The organism is Janthinobacterium sp. SUN118 (assembly GCF_030397695.1).
In the GTDB taxonomy this organism is placed as follows: Bacteria; Pseudomonadota; Gammaproteobacteria; order Burkholderiales; family Burkholderiaceae_D; genus Janthinobacterium.
In genome coordinates this window covers 305073-328157 of sequence record NZ_JAPUBV010000003.1, presented here as the reverse complement: position 1 = coordinate 328157, position 23085 = coordinate 305073, and the positions used below count along the sequence as shown (strand labels likewise).

Annotated in this window: 20 protein-coding genes; 6 read left to right on the top strand and 14 right to left on the bottom strand. The window is 62.4% G+C overall.

Translation table 11 applies throughout. The features are described 5' to 3' along the window. Positions 1 to 4 precede the first annotated feature (4 nt). The 3 genes from ugpC (at position 5) to O0880_RS20530 (ending at position 3880) form a co-directional block, all read left to right on the top strand. Positions 5 to 1138 carry a sn-glycerol-3-phosphate ABC transporter ATP-binding protein UgpC gene (gene ugpC / locus O0880_RS20540; RefSeq protein ID WP_289888470.1) on the top strand — a complete coding sequence of 378 codons (1134 nt, stop codon included), beginning with the start codon at positions 5 to 7 and terminating at the stop codon, positions 1136 to 1138. A 159-nt stretch (positions 1139 to 1297) separates the two neighbouring features. Beyond that, complete coding sequence (locus tag O0880_RS20535; RefSeq protein WP_071324982.1) at positions 1298 to 2602, top strand: hypothetical protein; 1305 nt, start codon at positions 1298 to 1300, stop codon at positions 2600 to 2602. 81 nt (positions 2603 to 2683) lie between these two features. Further along, positions 2684 to 3880, top strand: a complete 1197-nt coding sequence (locus O0880_RS20530; protein ID WP_289888469.1) for a DUF5009 domain-containing protein — start codon at positions 2684 to 2686, stop codon at positions 3878 to 3880. 2 nt (positions 3881 to 3882) lie between these two features. Here the strand turns inward: O0880_RS20530 and O0880_RS20525 are convergent, their stop codons facing one another. The 3 genes from O0880_RS20525 to O0880_RS20515 all read right to left on the bottom strand — a co-directional run bounded on the left by O0880_RS20525 (position 3883) and on the right by O0880_RS20515 (position 10715). After that, the gene (locus tag O0880_RS20525) at positions 3883 to 5004 is read right to left on the bottom strand and encodes a heparan-alpha-glucosaminide N-acetyltransferase domain-containing protein (RefSeq protein WP_289888468.1); all 1122 of its coding nucleotides are present in this window, start codon (positions 5002 to 5004) and stop codon (positions 3883 to 3885) included. Between the two features lie 110 nt (positions 5005 to 5114). Then, positions 5115 to 7826: a TonB-dependent receptor gene (locus O0880_RS20520; protein WP_289888467.1), complete on the bottom strand. Its 2712-nt coding sequence runs from the start codon at positions 7824 to 7826 to the stop codon at positions 5115 to 5117. A gap of 207 nt (positions 7827 to 8033) precedes the next feature. Beyond that, positions 8034 to 10715, bottom strand: coding sequence for a TonB-dependent receptor (locus O0880_RS20515; RefSeq protein WP_289888465.1), 2682 nt, complete (start codon positions 10713 to 10715; stop codon positions 8034 to 8036). Between the two features lie 389 nt (positions 10716 to 11104). On the opposite strand from O0880_RS20515, the gene O0880_RS20510 reads away from it, so the two are divergent. Next, on the top strand, positions 11105 to 11845 hold the full coding sequence (locus O0880_RS20510) for a GntR family transcriptional regulator (protein WP_289888464.1): 741 nt from the start codon (positions 11105 to 11107) through the stop codon (positions 11843 to 11845). Positions 11846 to 12019: 174 nt separating this feature from the next. On the opposite strand, the gene O0880_RS20505 is transcribed toward O0880_RS20510, so the two are convergent. From O0880_RS20505 to rpsP, 10 genes are all read right to left on the bottom strand, one after another. Then, entirely contained in the window at positions 12020 to 13522 is a 1503-nt protein-coding gene (locus O0880_RS20505) for a nitrilase-related carbon-nitrogen hydrolase (protein WP_289888462.1), read from the bottom strand. A gap of 2 nt (positions 13523 to 13524) precedes the next feature. Next, positions 13525 to 14343, bottom strand: coding sequence for an AraC family transcriptional regulator (locus O0880_RS20500; protein WP_289888461.1), 819 nt, complete (start codon positions 14341 to 14343; stop codon positions 13525 to 13527). 90 nt (positions 14344 to 14433) lie between these two features. Next, positions 14434 to 14883, bottom strand: a complete 450-nt coding sequence (locus O0880_RS20495; protein WP_289888460.1) for a CBS domain-containing protein — start codon at positions 14881 to 14883, stop codon at positions 14434 to 14436. An 81-nt stretch (positions 14884 to 14964) separates the two neighbouring features. Next, a complete protein-coding gene (locus O0880_RS20490; RefSeq protein ID WP_071324990.1) occupies positions 14965 to 15294 on the bottom strand; it encodes a DUF3579 domain-containing protein in 330 nt (109 codons plus the stop codon). 251 nt (positions 15295 to 15545) lie between these two features. Beyond that, entirely contained in the window at positions 15546 to 16505 is a 960-nt protein-coding gene (locus O0880_RS20485) for a CobD/CbiB family protein (protein WP_071324991.1), read from the bottom strand. 97 nt (positions 16506 to 16602) lie between these two features. Continuing rightward, the gene (locus O0880_RS20480; RefSeq protein ID WP_289888459.1) at positions 16603 to 17262 is read right to left on the bottom strand and encodes a CoA pyrophosphatase; all 660 of its coding nucleotides are present in this window, start codon (positions 17260 to 17262) and stop codon (positions 16603 to 16605) included. Positions 17263 to 17457: 195 nt separating this feature from the next. Next, positions 17458 to 17841, bottom strand: coding sequence for a 50S ribosomal protein L19 (gene rplS / locus O0880_RS20475; RefSeq protein WP_010395528.1), 384 nt, complete (start codon positions 17839 to 17841; stop codon positions 17458 to 17460). A 129-nt stretch (positions 17842 to 17970) separates the two neighbouring features. After that, complete coding sequence (gene trmD / locus O0880_RS20470; RefSeq protein WP_289888456.1) at positions 17971 to 18717, bottom strand: tRNA (guanosine(37)-N1)-methyltransferase TrmD; 747 nt, start codon at positions 18715 to 18717, stop codon at positions 17971 to 17973. A 50-nt stretch (positions 18718 to 18767) separates the two neighbouring features. Then, on the bottom strand, positions 18768 to 19325 hold the full coding sequence (gene rimM, locus O0880_RS20465) for a ribosome maturation factor RimM (RefSeq protein ID WP_071324994.1): 558 nt from the start codon (positions 19323 to 19325) through the stop codon (positions 18768 to 18770). A gap of 13 nt (positions 19326 to 19338) precedes the next feature. Further along, positions 19339 to 19590: a 30S ribosomal protein S16 gene (gene rpsP, locus O0880_RS20460; RefSeq protein WP_010395524.1), complete on the bottom strand. Its 252-nt coding sequence runs from the start codon at positions 19588 to 19590 to the stop codon at positions 19339 to 19341. Between the two features lie 287 nt (positions 19591 to 19877). On the opposite strand from rpsP, the gene O0880_RS20455 reads away from it, so the two are divergent. Both O0880_RS20455 and O0880_RS20450 read left to right on the top strand, forming a co-directional pair. Next, the gene (locus tag O0880_RS20455) at positions 19878 to 20312 is read left to right on the top strand and encodes a TM2 domain-containing protein (RefSeq protein ID WP_289888455.1); all 435 of its coding nucleotides are present in this window, start codon (positions 19878 to 19880) and stop codon (positions 20310 to 20312) included. Positions 20313 to 20448: 136 nt separating this feature from the next. Beyond that, positions 20449 to 21075, top strand: coding sequence for a glycine zipper 2TM domain-containing protein (locus O0880_RS20450; RefSeq protein WP_071324996.1), 627 nt, complete (start codon positions 20449 to 20451; stop codon positions 21073 to 21075). Positions 21076 to 21258: 183 nt separating this feature from the next. Here the strand turns inward: O0880_RS20450 and O0880_RS20445 are convergent, their stop codons facing one another. Continuing rightward, positions 21259 to 23049 carry an acyl-CoA dehydrogenase gene (locus O0880_RS20445; RefSeq protein WP_289888454.1) on the bottom strand — a complete coding sequence of 597 codons (1791 nt, stop codon included), beginning with the start codon at positions 23047 to 23049 and terminating at the stop codon, positions 21259 to 21261. Between the last annotated feature and the right edge of the window lie 36 nt (positions 23050 to 23085).

Below are 23085 nucleotides of genomic sequence, written 5' to 3'. Positions count from 1 at the left end.
CTTCATGGCACATATCGTTTTAAAGAATATCGTCAAGCTGTACGACGACAAGCACCCCGTCATCCACGGCATCGACCTCGATATCCGCGACGGCGAATTCGTCGTCTTCGTGGGGCCGTCCGGTTGCGGCAAGTCCACCCTGCTGCGCATGATCGCCGGCCTGGAAGACATCACGGACGGCGAGCTGCACATCGGCGGCAAGCTGGCCAACGATATCGCGCCGGCCGAGCGGGGCCTGGCCATGGTCTTCCAGAGCTACGCCCTGTATCCGCACATGACCGTGTTCGAGAACATGGCGTTCGCCCTGAGCCTGGCCGGCCACAAGAAAGCGGACGTGCGCGCCGCCGTCGAACGCGCGGCCGACATCCTGCAGATCACGCCTCTGCTCAAGCGCAAGCCCAAGGACCTGTCGGGCGGCCAGCGCCAGCGCGTGGCCATCGGCCGCGCCATCGTGCGCAAGCCGCAAGTGTTCCTGTTCGACGAGCCGCTGTCGAACCTGGACGCCTCGCTGCGCGTGCAGATGCGCGTGGAAATCTCGCGCCTGCACCAGGAGCTGAAGACCACCATGATCTATGTCACGCATGACCAGGTCGAGGCGATGACCCTGGGCGAGCGCATCGTCGTCTTCAATGGCGGGCGCATCGAGCAGGTGGGCAGCCCGCACGCGCTGTACAACAATCCCGGCAACCTGTTCGTGGCCGGCTTCCTCGGCGCACCGAAGATGAACTTCATCGCCTGCGTAGCCGTCGCCAGCGGTCCCGGCACGGTGGCCGTGCGCCTGCCCGGCGGCGCCGTAATCGAGGTCGAGGCTAGCGGCGAGGCCGTGGCGCCGGGCGACCCGCTGACCCTGGGCGTGCGCGCCGAGCATGTCAGCCTGCGCAGCAATGGCAATGCGGGCGACAACGTGGTCGATGCGGCCGTCAGCCACGTCGAATACCTGGGCGACGTGGCCATCGTCTACGCCAGCATGCCGGGCGTGGCCGAGATGCTGGCCGTCAAGCTGCCGGCCGAGGATGGCTTGCGCCAGGCGGGCGACGCCATGCGCCTGCACCTGCCGCCGCAGCGCTGCCTGCTGTTCGATGCCGCAGGGCAAGCCCTGGCGCGCACGTTTGCCGCACCAGCCCAGCCGTTTATGTGACAATAGCCGCTGTTTATCATGCCGCCGCCCTTGGCCTTATGCGGGCGGAATGGCAGAATGTGCGTTTTTTAAGATTCCCTGCCCCTTTGCGATGCCGCCGCGCGATGCTGCGGCAGCCAGTGCCGGAGCGTATTTTTGTTATTGATTGAAGGATTGACCATGTCCCAATTCCGTCTTGCCCGTCTTAGCCTGATCCTGGCCGCCATCGGCCTGAACGCCCTGCCAGCCCTGTCGCACGCGCAGGATACCAAGCCTGCAGCCGCTGCAGCCGCCCCGGCCGACAGCGTGCGTCCTGAAATCTTCAAGCTGCTCGACCCGGCTGTCGTCAAGGTGTCGATGGATGCGAAAAACTACGCCGACGTGCAAAGCCGCATCGACCAGGCTGCCGCCATCCCGGCCCTGACGCCGTACGAGACGTTCGTGCTGAACCGCCTGCGCGTGGCGCTGGCCTCGGCCACCAACAATGCGCCCATGGCCATGACGGCACTCGAAGCGGTGATCGAATCGGGCAAGCTGGAAAAGAATGTGCAGGGCGATTTCATCCAGGCGCTGGCCAACTACCATTACAACGCCAAGGATTACCCGAACGCCATCAAGTGGTTCACCCGTTACCAAACGGAAACAGGTGACGTGGCCACCGTGCGCCCTTACATCATCCGCGCCTACTACTTCAGCAATGACTTCGCGCGCGCCAAGCAGGAATTGCTGGCCGACGTGACCGCCAAGCAGCAGGCGGGCAAGACGCCGACGATCGAAGAGCTGCAATTGCTGGCCAACACGGGCTCGAAAAGCAAGGACCCGGCCACCTACCTGATCGCCATGGAAAACCTGGTGCGCTACTACCCGTCGGATGACTACTGGACCGACCTGCTGGGCCGCGTACAGAGCAAGGCTGGCTATTCCGACCGTTTCGCGCTCGATATCCTGCGCCTGCAATTCAAGGCCGTGGGCACCATGCCGCCGCAAGACTATAGCGACATGGCGGAAATCGCCCTGCAGAACGCCTTCCCGACGGAAGCGAAAAAAGTCCTCGACGCCGGCTACGCCAAGGGCGTGCTGGGCACGGGCGCGAATGCCGCCAAGCACAAGAAACTGCGCGACCAGGCCAACAAGGCTGCCGCCGACGACGTGAAGAACATCGCCAGCGGCGAAGCGTCGGCCATGAAGAGCAAGGATGGCACGGGCTTGATCAACCTCGGCTACGCCTATGTGACGATGGACCAGTTCGACAAAGGCATCGACCTGATCGAAAAGGGCATCGCCAAGGGCGGTCTGAAGCGTCCTGACGACGCCAAGCTGCGCCTCGGCTACTCCTTAGCCATGGCTGGCAAGAAAGAGGAAGCGATCAAGGTGCTCGATACGGTCAAGGGCGGCGATGGCGTCGGCGACCTGGCCCGCTACTGGATCCTGTGGCTGAACCGTCCTGCCACGGCAGCGGCGGCGCCGGCAGCAGCGGCACAGTAAATCTTGCCAGAATAATTTCTGCAAGAGCGGTTCCCGGTCAGCGCCGGGGCCGCTTTTTTTTTGACCTCTTTCGCCTCCTCCATGCCGCCAGCCACCGCAGCCACCGCCACCGAACGCCTGATCAGCCTGGACGCCTTCCGCGGCTTCGTGATCGTCGCCATGATCTGGGTCAACTACCTGGCCGGCATGCCCGGCATCGCCCACTGGCTCGAACACGCGGGACCGCGCGCCGACGGCATCACCATGCCGGACCTGGTCTTCCCCGGCTTCCTGTTTATGGTGGGCATGGCGATCCCGCTGGCCTTGCAGCGCCATTGCGGCCACGTCACGCCAGCCCTGCTGGGACGCCTGCTGTGGCGCTCAGGCAGCCTGATGCTGGCTGGCGTGGTGCTGGCGAACGCCTACCGCTACGATGCGCGGGCGGCGCTGCTGCCGCAGGCCATGTATTTCCTGCTGTTCTATGCGGCCATGATACTGCTGTGGCGCCAGGGCGCGGGCAAGCTGGAGCTGGCGGCGGGCGGCGCACTCATGCTGTTCCTGCTGGCAACGTTCCGGGGAGAATTGAACAGCGAGTTTTCCAGCACCTGGCTGCAACCGTCGTGGTGGGGCATCCTCGGCATGATAGGCTGGGCGTATCTGCTGTGCAGCTTGCTGTACCTGGCGTGCCGGGGCAGCGACACGGCGCTGATGGGCGTGTTGGCCCTGCTGATCGCGCTGTACATGGGCGGCACGGCCGGCAGCCTCGCTTTCTTGCCGGCCAGTATCAACGCCATCGTCAACGTGCCGCAGGTGCTCGGTTCGACGGCCGCCAATGTGCTGGCCGGCACCCTCGTGGGCCAGCTGTTCCTGCGCGGCTCCCCCTTGAGCCATGCACAGAGGATACGTTTCATGGCGTGGTTCGCGCTGGGACTGTTTGCCGCCGGCATGCTGCTGCGGCCATATCACCACATCAACAAGATCGCGGCGACGGAGTCCTACACGCTCGTGTGCAGCGCCCTCATCCTGGCCCTGTTCCTCGTGTTTTATGTCGTCATCGACGTGTGGCGCTGGCGCGCCTGGGCGGTCGTGCTGCTGCCCGCCGGCACCAATGCCCTGTTCGCCTACATCGTGCCCGACCTGTGGCAGCAGCTGGCGGCCGTGCTGCACCTGCCGCGCTTCTGGTGGCCCTACCTGGAGGCGGGCGGCGCGGCCGGCCTGTGGAATGCCGCCGCCGTCACCGCCCTGATGCTGCTCTTCACGGCCCTGGCCAGCCGTTACGGCCTGAAGCTGAAGTTCTAGCGCTAGACCTTGATGTAGATCTTGCGCTTGTCCATGCCGTAGGCGATCAGCCAGCACAGCAGCATGAAGCTGACGGCAAACAGCAGCGACCCCAGGCGTGCCGGCGCCCAGCCCGTAAACCCGTGCTGGTACAGCCACTGGTACAGGTTGCCGCCGCCGATGCGCACGGTAAACGCGATGATCACCAGCACTTCCGACAGCAGGTAGATGAACAGCGTGTTCTTGCCGAACACTTCAAAGAAGTAGGTCCAGCCCGTCATTTGACGCACGTCAATGATGAACATCAACAGCGCCAGCAGCAGCAAGTCCAGGCCGATGCCCAGCATGACGTAAGAGCTGGTCCACAGCTTCTTGTTAATCGGAAACACCTGATTCCAGCACAGGGCCACGGCCACGCAAATGACGCCAGCCACGGCCAGCTGCAGCAGGCTGGAACGCAATTGCGCCGGCGCCGCCTGGCGCAGGAAACTGCCCGCGAGGTAGCCGGCGATGACGTTGACGATCGATGGCAGGGTGCCAAGGATACCTTCGGGATCGAAGGCGATGCCTTCGCCGTGGTACAGGTGGCTGTCCCCCAGCAGCAATAAATCCAGCTTGGCCGGCGCATTGCCGTGCAGGCTGTAATCGCCCCAGGTGGCCAGGATGGCCCAGTAGCCGAGCAAGGCGGCAGCGCTGAAGAGCAACGCACCGCGCGTCTTCCAGTAATGGAGGATCAGGGCGGCGGCCAGGTAGCACACGGCGATGCGCTGCAGCACGCCGGGAATGCGCGTGTGCGACAACGGCGACCAGGCAAACTGGCCCGCATCGTCGATCTTGAAGAAGGGGAACCAGTACAGCAAAAAGCCCAGCCCGAAGATCAGCGCGCTGCGCTTGCACAGCTTGGCCAGCACGGCGCCATGGCCCAGGTGTTCATACTTGCCCAGCGCAAAGGCCAGCGCATTGCCGACGACAAACAAAAAGCTGGGAAACACCAGGTCCGTCAGCGTAAATCCATGCCATTCGGCATGCAGGAAAGGGGCATACACGCTGCCCCAGTCGCCAGGCGTATTGACGACGATCATCAGGGCGACGGTCAGGCCGCGCAGGACGTCGAGGGCGAGATAGCGTTGTGGTGCAATAGTCATGGTCAAACAGTTCCAAATAAAAAAGCAGGCCCACCGCTTGTGGCGGAAAGCCTGAAAAATGACGACGCCTGACGAACCGTCGCGCAGCAGGTTTCGTCAGGCGTTATCAACTACAGCTTGGCGCGCAAGCCAAAATAATATTGACGGCCGTTCGAGTACAGGGCCGTCGGCTGGTCCTGGTTGGCGCCATAGTACTTGAGCACCGGATTATTCAGGTTCAGCACGTCGAAGGTCAGCGAATAGCGCTCGTTGATCTTGTAGTTGATCGACGCGGCCAGGTTGCCCACGCCGTGCACGTACTGGGGCGAGCTGCTGAACAGGCCGGCCAGGAAGCTGGAACGGTAGGTGTACGCCAGGCGCGCGCTCAGGCGCTCGTCTTCGTAATAGCCTTCCAGGTTGTAGGTGCCGCGCGAACTGCCGACCACGGCGGCGCCATCGTCGGCCTTGCCATCCGTGTAGGTGTAATTGCCCACCACGCCGAAACCGCCCCACAGGCCTTGCTGGTAGCTGAGTTCCACACCCTTGTTCTTCGCGCCGATATTCGTCGGCGACTGGATCACATAGGTGTTGAATTTCTTGAAGGTATTATTGTAGTAGGTCACGGGCGCCGTACCAAACGTCACGTACGATTTCATGTCCATGTAAAAGGCGCCGACGGACAGCATGGCCTTCGGAGCGAAATACCATTCCAGGGTGGCGTCGTAGTTGGTCGAGCGGATCGGTTTCAAGTCCGGGTTGCCGCCCGTGCCTGTCAGCAATTGGTCATTCAGGTTGACGGCGCCGACCAGCGCGCTGTAATCGGCGCGCGCCATGGTTTTCGCCACGGCCGCGCGGGCCACCAGGTCCTTGCTCAGGTCAAACTTGAAGTTGGCGCTAGGCAGCACGTCCGTATAGCTGTGCTTGACGATGGTCGGCGTGTAGGTGCCGAAGATATTCTCCTGGCCGATCGGGTTCTCGCCGCCTGGCACGTTCGTCACCGTCGTCTGCTGGGTACGCACGACGCGCACGCCCACATTGCCGCGCCACTTGTTGCCCGCCAGATTGGCCATGATATAGGCCGCGCTATCCTTTTCCTTCACGTCCAGCTCGGCGGGCCAGTTGCGTGAATTCGGGCCGCCCGAATTGTCGTATTTATTCGCCCAGGCCACCAGGTCGGCCGGATCGAGCTGCCAGTAGCGGCCCTGTGCATTGCCACCAAGCCCCTTGCCATAGTCGCCCGGGTAAGTGCCGCCATTCCACTTCGGCAAGGGCGCATTCGTCGTGCCATCGCACACGGCGCAGCTGCGGTTTTCCGGCCAGGACACATTGCGGTGGTGTTCCGCGTAGCGGGCGCCGAACTTCAGCGATTCCAGCACGCCGTAATCCATGCTCAGCTCGCCGTCGGCCTGGCCGTATTTTTCCGTATCCAGGGTTTCCACGTGGGAGCCCCAGGCCGACGCCGTCACCACATTGGAAAATTTGGAGATATCGAGGCCAGGAAAGTTCAGCTTGGCCGGCGACAGGCCATTCAGCTGGTACGACACGCCCACGCCCGTCAAGCCCGCCTCGTAGCCGAGGTCGACGGGCGTCTCGCCGATGCCGCGCGTATAACCGAGGCTGCCCGTGATACGCAGGCGCTCGCTGGCGCGGTAACTGCCGTTGAAGTCGACATACGCGGTCGACGAGTTCGAGCCGGGCCGGTAGATCTGGTCGACCAGCGCCGGGTACAATTGCCCGTTGTAGGGCGTGGTGGCGTTGGCGGCAGGAAATTGCGAAGCGGGAAAGTCGGCCGCCACCAGGGTATTGTTCTTCACCGTAAACATGCTGGGAATCACGCCAACATGCTTGCCGTCATTGTCGACGGCGTTCAGGTTGGCGCCCGGCTGGTTATAAAAGCTGCGGTTGTAATTGGCCGCGTCCAGCTTGGAATAGAAGCCGTTGACGTCGAGCATCAAATCCGGAGTCGGCTTGAATTGCAGGTCGATACTGCCGCCCTGGCGCTTGCGCACCTGCTCGAACAGGGCCGAATTGATGCCCAGCGGCGCCAGCACGCCGGCCAGTTGCGGATATTTCTGCGCGGCCGGGCTGTTGGCGTCGATGGCGCCATAGCCGAAAAATTCTTGGCCATCGCGGCGCTCATGGCGTTTTTCGGAAAACACCTGAAACAGCACGCCCATGGTCTTGGCCTCATTCTTCCAGTTGAACAAGGCATTCATTTGCGGATCGGTCTTGCCCGGCAAGTCGGCGTAGATCGCCTGCACGGCCAGCTCGGCCGTGAACGGGTTCTTGAAACTGAGGGGCTTGCGCGTCTCGATATTGATGGAGCCGGCCACGCCGCCCTCCACCAGGTCCGCCTGCGAACTCTTTTGCACGGTGACCCGGCTGACGATTTCCGAGGGCAGCAAGGCGAAGCTGACGCTGCGCCCCACGGTGCCCACCTGGTCGGTGACGAACCAGTCGCCAGTGCCGACGGCATGGCCATTGATCAGGGTTTGCGTCAGGCTGGGACTGGTGCCTCGGATGCTGACGCGGTCGTTTTCCGAAAAACCGCCCTCGCCGCCTGCCGACGAGGAAATATTCACGCCCGGCACGCGCTGCACGGCGTCTGCCACATTCTTGTCCGGCAACTTGCCGATGTCTTCCGCGCTGACGACGTCGATCACGGAATCGCTGTTGCGCTTCTGGCTCAGCGACTGCTCGAGCGAGGCGCGGATGCCGGTGACCACCACTTCCTGCATGGCTGCCGGCGGTGCGGCTTGCTGCGCCTGGGCGGCGACATTGACCGACAACAAAGCGACGGCAGCGGCGATCGGGTGTAATACGGGATGCAAACGACTGTTCATAGACTCCTCGATTATGCATATGCCCGCCATAGGGGCGGGACGGTTTTTAGATGAGTACAGACGGCAAACGACTTGCGGGGACAAAGAACCGGGAAGAACGCCCAAGGGCGCCGAAAAAAAAAGGCAAGCCCCCTGATGCAGGGACTTGCCTTGAAAGACCGAGGAAGACCGGACCCGGCGCGCGTGCGCCAGGCCCGATCGTCTTGATTACAGCTTGGCGCGCAGGCCCAGGTAGAAGGTACGGCCGTTGCTATAGAAAGCGCGTGGCTGATCCTTGTTTTCCGCGTACATCTTGATGGTCGTGTTCGTCAAGTTAAGCGCATCGAACGTGATCGTGAAGTGTTCGTTGATCTTGTAGTTGAGCGAACCGGCCAGGCCGCCGGCGCCGGCAACGTGCTGGCTGGCGCCACGGTCCACGCCCGCCTTGTAGGCCGAACGGTAGTTGTAGGCCAGGCGCGCGCTGAGGGCATTGGCTTCATAGAAGGCCGTCAGGTTATACGTGCTGCGCGATGCATTGACCAGCTCATCACCGTTGTCCAGCTTGCCGTCGGCATAGGTGTAATTGGCCAGGATGCCGAAGTCGCCGAACAGCGGTTGCTGGTAGCTGAATTCCGCGCCTTTGTTCTTGCCGCTGGTATTGAATGGCGACGTGATCTGGTACACGGCATTGGCATTGCGCTTGCTGTTGAAGTAGGTAGCGTTGACGGTACCGTTCGACACGACCGATTTCAGGTCCATGTAGAACAGGCCCACCGAGAAGGCCGACTTCGGTGCGAAATACCATTCGGCGCTGACTTCGGCGTTATCCGACTTCACCGGGTTCAGGTTGACGTTACCGCCGCTGCCGCTGAGTGCATCGTCGTTCAGCGATACGGAACCACCGAGCGCGCTGTAGTCAGGACGAGCGATGGTGCGGGCAATGGCGCCGCGGACGACCAGGTCATTGCGCACATCGAACTTGATGTTGGCGCTAGGCAGGTAGTCGTTGTAGCTGCGCTCGTACAAACGCTGCGAGTACGCGCCCCAATCGGAACCGGTGATCGGGCCGCCGGCCTGGTTGACCAGCGTCGACTGTTTGGTGTGGACGGCGCGCAGGCCGAAGTTACCGCTCCAGTTGTCGCCCGTCAGGTTGGCCATGGCATAGATTGCCGAGGTTTTTTCCTTCAGTTTGAATTCGTCAGTCCAGTTATGGCGACGCACGTAGTCAAACAGGCGGTTGCCAGGCGCCGCGCCCCAGGCGCCCAGCGCCGAGCCGTTGTACTTGAAGTAGTTGCTCGACAGGTTGCCGCCGAGATCCTTGGCGAAATCGCTAGGATACATCGTGCCATTCCATACCGGGCCAGGGTTGCTGAACCCCAGGTCGCCTGGACGGGTTTCAAACGGATGCTCGGCATCGCGCTTGTGATCGGTCAAACGGCCACCGAACTTGACGGAATCCCAGATGCCGGACGACAGGCGCAGCTCCGCATCGATCTGGGCATATTTTTCCTGGTCGACGGAACGCGATTCGCCGCCGCCGGCCCATGCCGTCGAGCCTGGCTTGGTGGTGGTGCCGCCCGGATAGGAAACGTTGGCCGGGCTCATGCCGTTCAATTGATACACCATGCCGCCATCGACATTGTTCTGGTAGTAGACATCGTCGCGGTCATAGCCCACGCCATGGGTCTTGCCCAGCTTGCCGGTCAGGGTCAGGTCCTTGGTGGCGCGGTATTTGAAGTTGAAATCGAGGTAATACGATTCGCCGCCGGCATCAGGACGGTAGATGTTGTCGACTTCGCCCGCGTTTTTGGCGAAAGTGGCGCCCGTCAGCGTGCCATTCTTGACCGTGTAGTTGGTCGGCACCTGGCCGGTCGACACACCCTTGTCGTCCGTGCTGTTAACCGAGTTGGCAGGCGCTGCCAGCCAGTTGGTGTTTTGATGCGGGGCCTTCAGTTGCGAATAGAAGCCGTTCACATCCAGGGTCAGGTCCTTGCTGGGCTTGAATTCGATGTCGAATGCGCCGCCTTCGCGGGTTTTCTTTTGCTCGAACAGGCTGGCGCCGATAAAGGTCGGCACTTTCACGCCGGCCAGTTCAGGATGGGCCTTGGCCGCATTGCTGGTAGCGGAGATCGGCGTGTAGCCGAGGATCTCCTGGCCATCGCGGCGCACGGTCGATTTTTGCGAGAAACCCTGCACCATGATGCCCAGGGTATTCGCATCGTTTTTCCAGTTGACCAGACCGGAGAACTGCGGGTCGGTCTTGCCGGCCAGATCGTTGTAGAAACCCTGGATCGAACCTTCGGCCGTGATCTTGTTCTTGAATTCCAGCGGACGGCGGGTGATCACGTCGATCACGCCCGAGACGCCGCCTTCAGGCAGGTCGGCCGTGGCACTCTTGTGCACGACAACGGAGCTCACCAGTTCCGATGGCAGCAAGGAGAAGCTGCTGCTGCGGCCGACGTTGCCGCCGAATTGGTTCAGCACGAACCAGTCGCCGGTGCTGATGGCATGGCCATTGAACAGGGTTTGCTGGAAGCTCGGGCTGGTGCCGCGCAAGCTGACGCGGTCGTTCTCGCCGAAGCCGCCTTCACCACCGGCCGACGATTGGGTATTCACACCTGGCAGGCGCTGGATCGCGTCAGCCACGTTACGGTCTGGCATCTTGCCGATATCTTCGGCGGTCACCACTTCCACCACGGAATCGGCATTGCGTTTTTGCTTCAGCGACTTTTCCAGCGATGCGCGCACGCCCGTCACCGTGACGGTAGCCACGTCCTCGGCCGGTGCTTCTTGCGCCTGCGCCGAAAAAGCCAGGCCAGCGACCATCACGGCAACGGCCGCGGCGATCGGCGTACGACTACGCGATCCGGACTTCACGACGGCAGCTGCAGGTGTCAAATTGCGTTTCATGTACTCCCCCTTGATTTAGGCTCCAGGATTGGAACCTTTTCATTTTTAACGTAGGTCTTCTTTCCAGCCCGCCCACTCTCGCCGGCATGCTGCAGACCCTTCGGTACAACCACTTACAAAACCAATTCAACGCCAATATACTACTAACCAATACCAGAACACTACCAGTTGCAACTTTTTTTTTATAACGTTGTTTGAATCACACAGACCACTTCTCCATAATCATTCCGTAGCCCGTATGGCGCGCTTAAATACCAGCGGCGAGCCATTCGAAATTGCTGGCTTGATAATTCAAATTGGTTTTACAACGGTCTTTTTTGGTATTATCCAGCGACACAAAACAGATACAGAGCGCGTCTGCAACGCGCCGTAACGGAGACCCTCAGCGAATGACAACCCTGGCTCACATCATGCAAGGCCTGGGGCAGACGAGTAGCCTGCCCCTGTACCAGCAATTGCAGCGCGCGCTGCGCGAAGCGATCGACAAGCGCATACTCGGCCCCGACGAAGCGCTGCCGGCCGAACGCCAGCTGGCCAGCGACCTGGCCGTCTCGCGCATCACCGTGCGCAAGGCCATCGATGGCCTCGTGAATGAGGGATTGCTGGTGCGCCGCCCCGGTTCGGGCAATTTCATCAATACGCGCATCGAAAAGAACTTCGCCAAGCTGACCTCGTTTTCCGAGGACATGCGCGCCCGCGGGCGCACGCCGCGCAGCGTCTGGCTCAAGCGCTCGGAAGGGACGGTGACGCCGGAAGAAGCCTTGCGCCTGCGGCTGTCGCCGGGCGCGCCCGTCTACCGCTTCCACCGCATCCGCTATGCGGACGAGGTGCCGATGTGCCTCGAGTACGCCACCATCGTGGCCAGCTGCCTGCCGGGCCTCGACGCCGTCGACATTTCCATGTATGACGCGCTGGAACAGGCGGGCAACCGGCCCGTGCGCGCGTTGCAGCGCCTGAGCGCGCTGTTGCTGACGGGCGAGCAGGCCAGCCTGCTGCAGGCGGAGGAAGGCGATGCGGGCCTGTCGGTGGAAAGGCTGGGCTTTTTGCGCGATGGCCGCGCCGTGGAATTTTGCCGCTCCTACTTCCGCGGCGATATGTATGACTTCGTGGCCGAATTAAGTACCAATTAATACCGGATGCACGATTTTGGCAATACCAGCTGAAACCACTTATTGCAGTGCAATATATAATCGCGCAACGCGGCTATATATGCACCATGCTGGTGAAATAATATGCGCTGATTATCTGGCGCAATAGAAGATAATATGAAACGGGCAGGCTTTACCTGCCCTGGCGCCGGCCATTCAACGGGATACGGGCGCCGCCTGCCCGCCGGCGCTGTGCGGTGCAGCATCGCGGCCCGGACGCTGCCGCCCCATGAACAGCAGGGGCAGGCCCAGCGCCACGCAGAGCCAGCCGAAAAGCGGCCCCAGCCAGCCGGCCCAGGGCGCGACCGACACGCTCGCCGGCAACGGCGCCAGCAAGGTGGTGCCCGGCATGGCGCTGCTGGCCCGTTCCGCCAGTACGCGGCCATGCGCATCGCTGACCGTCAGCAAACCTTCGCGCGCCGCGCGCAGCACGGCATAGCCATTCTCCACGCCACGCACCACGGTCATGCGCGCCCCCATCCAGGCGTCGCGCTGGAAATCCCAGGCCGGCACCAGCATCACGCCGGCCCCGGCCGCGCCGTATGCCTGGCCCAGAGCAGCAAAATGCATGTCCTTGCAGATGGCCAGGCCCATGGCCCGCCCCGCCACCGGCAGCACGGCATAAGCGTTGCCGGCCAGGAAGTCGCGCTCGGGCGGCGCCAGATGATGTTTCTGGTAACTGACGGGGGCGCCGCCATCGGGCGCGAACAGCCAGGCCAGGTTGCGCCGGCCGGCAGCGTCTTGCACGCCGACACCCAGGGTAAGCCACACGCCCGTGCTGCGCGCCAGCGCCTGGAAGCGCTGCTGCACCGCAGCGGCCTGCGCCGGCGCCAGCACGGCTATCTTTTCCGGCAACAGCACCAGCCGGGCGCCCTGCCCGGCCAGCTGCGCCACGTGGCGCGCATACTGGTCCCATACGGCTAGCGCCTGCGCCGGCGGCGTTGCCGGGCCAATAAAATCATCGATGGCGACCAGCCCCGCCAGCGGCCCGTCCGGCGCCCGCGCATCCTGCACGCGCCACGCGCCAGCAGCCAATGCCGTCACCGCCAGCAGCAGGCTGGCCGCCGCAGCCGGTGCATACGCGCGGCCGCCGGCCAGCAGCAGTGCCAGCGCGGAGGGCAGCAGGCACAGCAAGAACAACAGGCCCGGCACGCCCGCCAGCGCGGCTACCTGCAGCACGGGCACATAATCGGCCTGCGAGTACGCGAGGCTGCCCCAGTTGCCATCCTGCAGCAAGGCCGCCATCAGGGTATCGATGGCCACCCACAGCAGCGGGTAAGCCAGCACCGTCCAGCCCGTCCGGTAGCGCAGCACGAGGCGCCGCGTGGCCAGCACCACCAGCAGCCACAGCAATGCCTTGGCGGCGATCACGGCCAGCACGGCCGGCAGGGGCATGAGCAGGCGGAAATAGGCGACGTTGGATGACAGGCCCACCACGGCGGCAAGCAAGGTCATCCAGGCGGCATCGCGGCGCGCCGAGCGCAGGGCCAGCAGCAGCACGGGCAGCGGCGCCAGCCACGCCAGCCAGCCCGCCGGCTGCGGCCCCAGCACCCAGTACAGGGGCAGGCCGGCCCCCAGGGCGGCAGCCAGTTGCAGCAGGCGCCGGCGCAGCGGGGAACTGCCGGCGAACAGGGCCGGCTCAGACAAACCAGGTAACATGATCATTCCTTCAAGGGAAGCCAGATTTCCACGCCGCCAACGCCGCTGGCGGGATCGAACTGCGGGCCGTAGCGTTCGAAATCGGGCGCGTCGGCCGCTTCCAGGCCCGACTGCGGCAGCCACGCGTTCCACAGCGTATGCCAGGTGGCGCGTATCGTGGAAATATGGCCGCGGTGGCGAAAGACGGCGTAACGCCGGGGCGCGATGCGCAGCCGCGTCCAGCCGTCAGGCACGCTGGAAAAGTCGGCCACCTCGCTGGCGCACAGATAATCGAAATTGCCCGCATCGTCATTGTTGCAGCACACGCCATACACCACCGATGCCGGCGCCACATGGGGCAGGAAGCGCTGCCACAAGGCGGGGATGCCGGCACTGGTTTCCGCCCGATAGCGTTCGACCAGGCCCGCCAGCAGCAGGGCCGGGGCATGTTCGAAACGGGGCGCTTCCAGCGCCACGCTCAGCGTTTTATCCATCCTGATGGCCGCCACCAGCGCCAGGTTGTCGACATGGCGCTGCGCCCGCACCATTTCTGGCGTGACATCGAATTGTTCGCGAAAGGCGCGGGTAAAGGCTTCGTGGGAACCGTAGCCGGCTTCGAGCGCGACGGCGAGGATATCCTGCGCGCCCAGAGCCAGCGCGCGCGCCGCCTCGCTGAGACGGCGCGCGCGCACATAGCGCATCACGGAGTGGCCCGTGGCCAGGCCGAACGCGCGCGTCAGGTGGCAGCGCGAGGCGCCGCCCACCTGCGCGATGTCATCGAGCGAGATATTGTCCGCATAATGCGATTCGATATACCAGAGTGCCTTGGCCAGATAGCTCATGAACGCTTCCCGTTGAACGAGCAGCGACTGTAGCATTTTCAGGCGAGGGGGATTTGATCGGCATTGCGCAATATCCGCCTGCCGCCGCAGCTATTTGCGCGCCAGCTTTTCGTGCGCCAGCTGGCCGCTGCTGACGCGCGCCAGCTCCGCCATCTCCTGGGCCAGGAAGGCCAGCAAGTCGTCGATGCTGACGATGCCGCAGAGGCCGCCCAGGCTGCTGACCACGGGCAGGCGGCGGATGCCGTTGGCGCGCATGCGCTCGATGATGTCATAGGCGTCTTCGTCTTCGCTGGCCGTGAGCAGCTGTGCGCTCATGATGTCGCCCACCAGCAGGCTGGCAGGGTCGAGGCCCAGGGCGATGACGGAAATGACGATGTCGCGGTCGGTGAGGATGCCGACGGGGACGCGCTCGCCGTTCGGCTGCTCGGCCACCACCAGGTCGCCCACGTGATGCTGGCGCATCATCAGCGCCGCTTGCTGCACGCTCGTGTCACGCTGGCAATGGATGGCGTGCAGGGTGCAGATTTCGCCGATACGCATGTCGCCGCTCCCTTGTTTTCAGAGCGTCAACGTTACGCCAGCCCGCCGTGGCGGGCTTGAGGCAGATCAATGGAACAGGGATTACTTCTCTTCAGGCGGAGGCAGAAAACACGCCTCGACGATCTGCAGGTCGTTATCCTTGGCAAACTCGCGCACGAAGTGAAACGCCATCGGCTCGATTTCGCGCAGCTTGGTGTTGACGACGACGGACTTGACGCCGTTGACCACGGTCGGGCGCACGTAGGGCGAATACTGGAGGTGCGCGTTGCGCCCGCCGCCTTCGGGATTGAAACAGGACATCACTCCGCAAAGGCGCTCGGCCCAATCGCTGGGTCGGAATTGCTTGCCATTGCTGGTGAGACCAAGGATGAAGAACTCGTCAGAGAGTTCGTTTTGAGATAACTCGGCCATGTGGCTTGTCGGGACTGGATTGCGTGAATGGCCCCGGCGGGTAAGCCGGGCTGGTAGTTCAGTTGTATCACTGCACTGCGTTTGCTGCGGTAAGCCAGTATTATATCTTATAGAAGACTTGGGTTCTACCTCGATCTGCCGTGCCGATGCAAACAGGGGCCGCCGCGGATACCGCGCCAGCCCCCTATTTTACCCGTGTTCCGCGCGCAAGGCGCATGGACAGGCGCTGTGCGCCTGAGCAGCTGCCGGCATCAGCCGAGCCAGACAGCTCCCGACAGCAGCAGCAACAGCAGCATCCACAGCAGCAAGGCGCGCCATACGAGGCCCACCGTGCTCTGCAACGCGCGCGCGCCAGGCTCCTCGCCGGGCAGGATATCGCTTTCGCTGTCGCTGTCATCGACGGCCATGTCCGGCGTGACGACCACGCGGGCCGCCGTTTCCGCCGGCGTGCCCAGGCGCACGCCCATGGCGCCGCCGCCGGCCGTCAGGATGATGCCGATCGCCTCATCCTGCCAGCGCTGGGCGAAATTGCGCCAGGCATAGATGGCGTCTTCAAAATTGCCGACCACGGCAAAGGCCACGGCCGTCAGGCGCACGGGTATCCAGTCGATCCAGTAGAAGGCGCGGGCGGCGAACTGACCGAATGCCTCATTGCGCATGTGCTCGGGCTCGTTCCAGGCGCGCGCCAGGTATTCGGCCACGCGGTACATCACGGCGCAGGCCGGTCCCAGCGGCATGAGGAACCAGAAGAAGACGCCAAATACATTGCGATGCGTGGTGATCAGGGCTTTTTCCACGGCGATGCGGGCGATCTCGCTCGCCTCCATGCCCACCGTGTCAAGCTTGGTCCACTCGGCCAGCAAGGTGCGCGCGGATGCTTCGTCGCCGGCGCTCAGGGCCAGCTGGATCGAGGTGAAGTAATGGCTGTAGTGGCGGAAGCCCAGGGTCAGGTAGACGATGAGGATATTCCAGGCGAAGGCCACCAGGGTCAGTTTGTAATACAGCAAGATCCAGTAGATGCCTGCCGTCGGCACCATCAGCGCGCCGATCATGAGGAACCAGCCCATGCGGCCATGGCTGGCGTGGCCGGCATTGAACCAGGTCTCCATGCGCATCGCCAGGCTCTTGATCTCGGCGTAGATCGGATTGTCCGCGCGCAAAGGTTTGAGCTGCTCGATCAGTAATGCGCAAAGTATGGAGAGAAATGTCATCAAACGTCCTTTTTGTCTTTTTCAGCAATACCGCAATGCCCGCTACGATAGCGCAGTGCAGTGCTGGAATCAAACTTATTACGTGCGGGGCGCCATTTTACGCGCGCAAGAGGTGAAACAGGTTGCGCAGCATGCCAGCCGTGGCGCCCCAAATGTAAAAGCGCTCATACGGCATGGCATAAAACGAACGGCGTCCGCCCGGCAGTTCCACCGACAGGCGCTGGTGATTCACGCCATCCATGAGGAAGGCCAGCGGCACTTCGAAGATTTCCGCCACTTCCGACGGGTCGGCCTGCAAGGTAAATGGCGGCGTGACGAGGCCCACCACGGGCGTGACCCGGTAACCGGTGCCCGTCAGGTAGTCGGGCAGGCGGCCCAGCACTTCGATATGCTGGCGCGACAGGCCCACCTCTTCCTCCGTTTCGCGCAGCGCCGTGGCGATGGGCGTAGCGTCGTACGGTTCGCTGCGCCCGCCAGGGAAGCTGACCTGCCCCGCATGGCTGCTCAGGTGGTCGGTGCGCATGGTCAGGAGGATGGTCAGGCCCTGCGGGCGTTGCACGAGGGGGATCAGCACGGCGGCCGGCACCGGTTCGGCGCGGGCGGACAGGAAATCCTGGGTGATCTCGGGCTGCCAGTCAGGCTGTTCGCGCAGGCGCCGGCGCAGCCAGTCCGGCGTCAGGCGCGCGGCGTCCAGCGCCGCCTCGCCCGCGATCGAATCGATGGCAAGTTGCTTGGGATCAAATGCGATAGTGGCCATTGCCCCTCCCTCATGATTAAAATCACCTGGCAAAAACGTCGCGAGCGGAAGGACGAGGTGGCCGAAACGCGCAACCATACTCTGGTACGGTGAGCATGCAGGCTACCTATGCCGACGCGCAGCAGCTTAAGCCAGGTATCGCCATAAAAAAAGGGGCACCGTGAGGCACCCCTTTTCCCAACGCAGACGCTGATATTACGCGCTTGCTTTCGCCACAACGCGGCGATTTGGCAATTTTTCTTTGATACGCGCCGATTTACCCGAACGCTCACGCAGATAGTACAGCTTGGCGCGGCGAACATCACCACGGCGTTTCACTTCGATCGAAGCGATCAGCGGCGAGTACAGTTGGAACGTACGCTCAACGCCTTCGCCGGACGAGATCTTACGAACGATGAAGTTCGAGTTCAGGCCACGGTTACGACGCGAGATAACGACGCCTTCGTAAGCCTGGGCGCGCTTGCGCGTACCTTCGACTACGTTGACGCTGACGATAACGGTATCGCCTGGTGCGAATTCAGGAATGGTTTTACCCAGACGAGCAATTTCTTCCTGCTCTAATTGTTGAATCAAGTCCATTTTTATAACTCCGAAAACCATCATGCCGGCGCACTGTGGATAGCAAGTATCCGCCCGGTAGAGGATGGGTATTACATATGGGCAACATGCCCGGCACTACAACCACCCTGCAAGCCTTCCAGGGAAAGCTTACAGGCTGGCCAAGAATTTTTCATCGGCCTTGCTGAGCAAGCCGGCGGCGCGCGCACTGGTCAACAGATCAGGACGCTTTTTCGCGGTCGCTTCCAGCATGCGCTGGCGGCGCCACTTGCCTATTTCGGCATGATTGCCACCCATCAGGACGGGCGGCACGGCCATGCCTTCATATGTTTCCGGCCGCGTGTAGTGCGGCGAATCGAGCAAGCCATTGACGAAGCTGTCCTCGATGGCCGATGCCTCGGTGTTCAAGACACCCGGCAACAGGCGGATCACCGCATCCATCAGCGCCATGGCAGGCAATTCACCGCCCGACAGGACGAAGTCGCCAACGCTGATTTCCTCGTCGACGCAACGGTCCAGCAAACGCTGGTCCACGGCTTCATAGCGGCCACACAGGATCACGAGACCAGGCTCGGCTTTCAGCTGCGTGACGCGCTCGTGCGTCAGCGGACGGCCTTGCGGCGACATGAACACCACGCGCGGCGCGGCCAGACCGAGGTCAAGCTGGCGCTGCTTCGCGGCCGTAATTGTCGCTTCGAGCGGACGGGCCATCATCACCATGCCGGGGCCGCCGCCATAGGGGCGGTCATCCACGGTACGGTGATTGTCGCTCGTGAAATCACGGGGATTCCACAAGGACAAGCCACATTTATTCTGTTCGAAGGCACGCCGGGTCACACCCGACTGCGTCAGCGCGGCAAACATTTCCGGGAACAGGGTCACGACATCAAATTGCATCGCTCGCCATCCCGCAAATATTGCCCAGCGCAAAATTAAGCGCAGGCGGTTTAATAATCGAGGCCCCAGTCGACCGTGATCTTCTTGGCGGCCTTGTCAACGTTAATGACAAACTGGCCAACAAACGGGATCAGGCGCTCAGGCGCCTTTTCAACGGTCTCATCGGCAGTGGCGACCGGCGTGACGCGCAAGATCGATTGCGGACCATTGCTCATCATGTCGTGCACTGTGCCGAGGCACTCGCCTTGCAAATTCTCAACTGTCAGTCCGATCAGATCGGACCAATAAAATTCATCGGCCGACAGCGTCGGGAAATGGCTACGCGGAATTTGCACAGAGACGCCCTTCAGCGCTTCTGCGGCATCCCGCCCGACCACACCCACCAGCTGGGCCACGACGTCGCCGCCGTGTAACTTCGCTTGCCTGACTTGAACATCATGCAAGGTCGGTTTATCAAACCACCAGGTTTTGACGCTTAATAATGCATCCGCGTCGTCGGAGAAAGGAGTGATCCTGACCCCGCCAGCAATGCCATAGGCACCGGAGACATAGCCTACCTGTACCAGGTCATCGGGGACTTTCACCCCGGATGCAGTCTTGACCGTCAAACCAGTGATCTAATTAAGCTGCTGCTTTGTTGTTGCTAGCTACCAGGCGAGCAACGGTTGGCGACAATTGTGCGCCAACGCCTTGCCAGTAGGCCAGACGGTCTGCGGTGATACGCAGTGGAACTTCGCCACCTTGCGCCATCGGGTTGTAAAAACCGATACGCTCAATGAAGCGACCATCGCGGCGATTGCGCGAATCAGTAGCGACGATGTTGAAGAACGGGCGCTTCTTGGCGCCTCCACGAGCTAAACGAATAACGACCATAATATTTCCAAAAAGTGTGCTGAGGCGGAAAAAGCCGCAAATTATAGCGCGCTTTACCGCCAGGCAGCAAGCGTTATGATGACGGGCGTGTAATTTGGGCTAATCAAACATTATGACCAGTCAGCGCCGAAGACGCAATAGGCGCGTGCACCTATCGTGCCGGCAATGCCACGGCCAAGCCTGAAAATCAGGCGCGATCGTCACGCAAGGACAGACGAAAGTGCTACCGCTGCGCCCGACAATGCGCAATACTGAACATCTTTATCGATGAGCAACTCTGGAGCCCCATGACCACCACGACCATTTTGCAACATTCGCACAAGAACAAGGCATTTACCTCGCTGCTGGCCTTCCTGCTGGGCAGCCTCGGCGCGCACCGCTTCTATCTGCACGGCACGAAGGATGCCTGGGGCTGGCTGCACCTGGCCGCCCTGCCCGCCACCTTGCTGCTGCGCCAGCTCTTTCCCGACGCGGACTGGTTTTACCAGATATTGCCCCTGACCCTGTCCGCACTGGCCGGCTTCCTGGAAGCGCTGGTGCTGGGCTTGATGCCGGACGACAAGTGGGACGCGCGCTACAATACCGCTTCCGGACGCCAGTCGGACACGGGCTGGCCGCTGGCCGTCGTGCTGGTCGCTACCTTGATGCTAGGCGCGGGCGTGCTGATCGCCACCATGGCGCGCCTGTTCGACTTGCTGTACACAGGCGGCGCCTACGGTTAATTTCCATATGGAAATTACATCAAATCGCTGGCGCCACACGCACATGTAAGTGTTGGTAAGCAATCATGATTTTCCTCTATACTGCATTCACAATGCCGGCATTACTGGCACATTCAACACCCAACTGGAGAAGATCATGATTCGTCGCCCTTTCATCCTCGCAGTGGCCATCACGGCCCTGTTCAGCACTTCCGCCTTCGCACAGAACCTGTCGCCCAAGGCGCAATACGCCTACGACACGAAGCAAGCCAACACGCGCTATGCGGACGACAAGAAATTGTGTGCAGAAGAAACCAATTCGAAAGCCCGCATGCAATGCCTGCGCGACGCCAAGAGCGAATACGACCAGGCCATCATCAACGCCAAGGCGGCGCAAAAGGCCGGCAATTCGTATGCGGGCCAGAACAGCAAGCCAGCCCAGCAGCAAATCTGCGCCGATTGCGGCAAGGTGCTGGCGGTCAACGTCAGTGAAAAAGCCGGCGAAGGCGGCGCCCTGGGCATGATCGGCGGCGGCGTGGCCGGCGCCCTGCTGGGTCGCCAGGTCGGCGGCGGACGCGGCAAGGACCTCGCTACCCTGGCCGGCGCCGCCGGCGGCGCTTTCGCGGGCAAGCAAGTCGAGGGCCACATGAAAAACAGCAAGGTGTGGACCGTCACCGTGCAATATGAAACGGGCGCCAAGGCCGACTTCGCGTTCGACCAGGACCCTGGCCTGGCTGCCGGCGACCTGGTACGCAATTCCGGCAACGGCATCGCCCGCCGCTAAGAACGCAGGCACAGCGTCCATGGCGGCGTTGCATTGCATTGTGGCACTAGCGTGCTGCCGGCGACAAGGCGCCTTGCCCTGAACGCTAGCCCAGGCATTCTTGATAGAAATAAAAAAAGCGCTGGAGATCACTCTCCAGCGCTTTTTTAACATGCAGCCAGCTTGCGCCGGCCTTGCTTCAACTTAAAACTGCTCTTCCGACAACGCCATCACGCCGGCGCTGCCGTCGATGATGGTGGCGCGCAAGCCTGGCGCTTGCGACAGGATGTGGTCGGCGAAGAAGCGCGCCGTGGCGATTTTTGCGTTGTAGAACGAGGCATCACCGCTGCCCTCGCCCAGCTTTTGCTGCGCCGCCACGGCCGCGCGCGCCATTTGCCAGCCGCCCAGCACGATGCCGGCCAGCTTCAGGTAGGGCACGCTGCCAGCAAACACGGCCTTGATGTCCGTCTTCATGTTCGCCACCACATACTCGACCACGGCTTCCAGCGCGGCGCTGCCTTCGGCCAGGTGGCGCTGCATGGCCTGGAAGTCGGCGCCGGAGAGTTCGCCCAGCTGGGCTTCCGTGGCGCGCACCTGGGCGATGATGGCTTTCGCCACGGCGCCGCCGTCACGCACCGTCTTGCGGCCCACGAGGTCGTTGGCCTGGATGGCCGTCGTGCCTTCGTAGATGGTCAAAATCTTGGCGTCGCGGTAATGCTGGGCGGCGCCTGTTTCCTCAATGAAACCCATGCCGCCATGCACCTGCACGCCGTCGCGCGTGACATCCTGCGACATTTCCGTCGACCAGCCCTTGATCACGGGCACCAGGTACTCATACGTGGCCAGGCTTTCCGCGCGCACTTCCGCGTCCGGATGGTGGTGCGCCACGTCGCTGATGGCCGCGCCCACGTAGGCCAGCGCGCGCGCCGCCTCCGTCTGCGAACGCATCGACATCAGCATGCGGCGCACGTCCGGGTGGTGGATGATGGACACCGGACCGGGAGACCCGGCCAGGTCGCGCGACTGCACGCGGTCCTTGGCGAACGCCACCGCCTGCTGGTAGGCGCGCTCGGCCAGGCCGATGCCTTGCAGGCCGACGCCGAAGCGGGCCGCGTTCATCATGATGAACATGTATTCGAGACCGCGGTTTTCCTCGCCCACCAGGGTGCCGATGGCGCCGCCATGGTCGCCGAACTGCAATACCGCCGTCGGGCTGGCCTTGATGCCCAGCTTGTGTTCGATGGAGACGCAGTGGGCGTCGTTGCGCGCGCCCAGGCTGCCGTCCGCGTTGACGAGGAATTTCGGCACGATGAACAGGGAAATGCCTTTCACGCCCGGCGGCGCGTCCGGCGTGCGGGCCAGCACCAGGTGGACGATGTTTTCCGCCATGTCATGCTCGCCATAGGTGATGAAAATCTTCGTGCCGAAGACTTTATACGTGCCGTCGCCCTGCGGCACGGCGCGCGTGCGCACGGCGGCCAGGTCGGACCCCGCTTGCGGCTCCGTCAGGTTCATGGTGCCCGTCCACTTGCCCGACACCAGGTTTTCCAGGTACGTGGCCTTCTGTTCATCGCTGCCGGCCGTCAACAGCGCTTCGATGGCGCCATCCGACAGCAGGGCCACCAGGGCAAACGAGATGCTGGCCGAGTTGAGCATTTCGATGCAGGGCGTCGCCAGCAGCTTGGGCAAGCCCTGGCCGCCGAACTCGGTCGGATGCTGCACGCCCTGCCAGCCCGCTTCGCCATACGCCTTGAACGCCTCCTTGAAGCCTTTCGACGTCGTCACCTGGCCATCGTGCCAGAAGCTCGGTTCCTTGTCGCTGGGACCGTTCAAGGGGGCCACCACGCCGCCGCAGAACTTGGCGTTCTCTTCCAGCACGGCTTCGGCCGTGTCGGGCGTGGCGTCCTCGCAGCCGGGCAAGGTGTGGATTTCGGCCAGGCCGGCCAGTTCGTTCATGACGAACAACATGTCTTTCAGCGGGGCTTGATAGCTCATCTTCTTCTCTCCAAGAAAAAAGCCACGCGCGGCTCG

What these genes read in the sequence shown, in the direction of transcription:
- rplS (WP_010395528.1), bottom strand. Translation starts at nt 17,841, where the DNA reads ATGGACTTGATTCAACAATTAGAGCAGGAAGAAATTGCTCGTCTGGGT.
- O0880_RS20500 (WP_289888461.1), bottom strand. Translation starts at nt 14,343, where the DNA reads ATGAGCTATCTGGCCAAGGCACTCTGGTATATCGAATCGCATTATGCG.
- rpsP (WP_010395524.1), bottom strand. Translation starts at nt 19,590, where the DNA reads ATGGTCGTTATTCGTTTAGCTCGTGGAGGCGCCAAGAAGCGCCCGTTC.
- trmD (WP_289888456.1), bottom strand. Translation starts at nt 18,717, where the DNA reads ATGCAATTTGATGTCGTGACCCTGTTCCCGGAAATGTTTGCCGCGCTG.
- O0880_RS20450 (WP_071324996.1), top strand. Translation starts at nt 20,449, where the DNA reads ATGATTCGTCGCCCTTTCATCCTCGCAGTGGCCATCACGGCCCTGTTC.
- O0880_RS20485 (WP_071324991.1), bottom strand. Translation starts at nt 16,505, where the DNA reads ATGACATTTCTCTCCATACTTTGCGCATTACTGATCGAGCAGCTCAAA.
- O0880_RS20515 (WP_289888465.1), bottom strand. Translation starts at nt 10,715, where the DNA reads ATGAAACGCAATTTGACACCTGCAGCTGCCGTCGTGAAGTCCGGATCG.
- O0880_RS20520 (WP_289888467.1), bottom strand. Translation starts at nt 7,826, where the DNA reads ATGAACAGTCGTTTGCATCCCGTATTACACCCGATCGCCGCTGCCGTC.
- O0880_RS20445 (WP_289888454.1), bottom strand. Translation starts at nt 23,049, where the DNA reads ATGAGCTATCAAGCCCCGCTGAAAGACATGTTGTTCGTCATGAACGAA.
- O0880_RS20535 (WP_071324982.1), top strand. Translation starts at nt 1,298, where the DNA reads ATGTCCCAATTCCGTCTTGCCCGTCTTAGCCTGATCCTGGCCGCCATC.
- O0880_RS20510 (WP_289888464.1), top strand. Translation starts at nt 11,105, where the DNA reads ATGACAACCCTGGCTCACATCATGCAAGGCCTGGGGCAGACGAGTAGC.
- O0880_RS20495 (WP_289888460.1), bottom strand. Translation starts at nt 14,883, where the DNA reads ATGCGTATCGGCGAAATCTGCACCCTGCACGCCATCCATTGCCAGCGT.
- O0880_RS20505 (WP_289888462.1), bottom strand. Translation starts at nt 13,522, where the DNA reads ATGTTACCTGGTTTGTCTGAGCCGGCCCTGTTCGCCGGCAGTTCCCCG.
- ugpC (WP_289888470.1), top strand. Translation starts at nt 5, where the DNA reads ATGGCACATATCGTTTTAAAGAATATCGTCAAGCTGTACGACGACAAG.
- O0880_RS20480 (WP_289888459.1), bottom strand. Translation starts at nt 17,262, where the DNA reads ATGGCCACTATCGCATTTGATCCCAAGCAACTTGCCATCGATTCGATC.
- O0880_RS20455 (WP_289888455.1), top strand. Translation starts at nt 19,878, where the DNA reads ATGACCACCACGACCATTTTGCAACATTCGCACAAGAACAAGGCATTT.
- O0880_RS20490 (WP_071324990.1), bottom strand. Translation starts at nt 15,294, where the DNA reads ATGGCCGAGTTATCTCAAAACGAACTCTCTGACGAGTTCTTCATCCTT.
- O0880_RS20530 (WP_289888469.1), top strand. Translation starts at nt 2,684, where the DNA reads ATGCCGCCAGCCACCGCAGCCACCGCCACCGAACGCCTGATCAGCCTG.
- O0880_RS20525 (WP_289888468.1), bottom strand. Translation starts at nt 5,004, where the DNA reads ATGACTATTGCACCACAACGCTATCTCGCCCTCGACGTCCTGCGCGGC.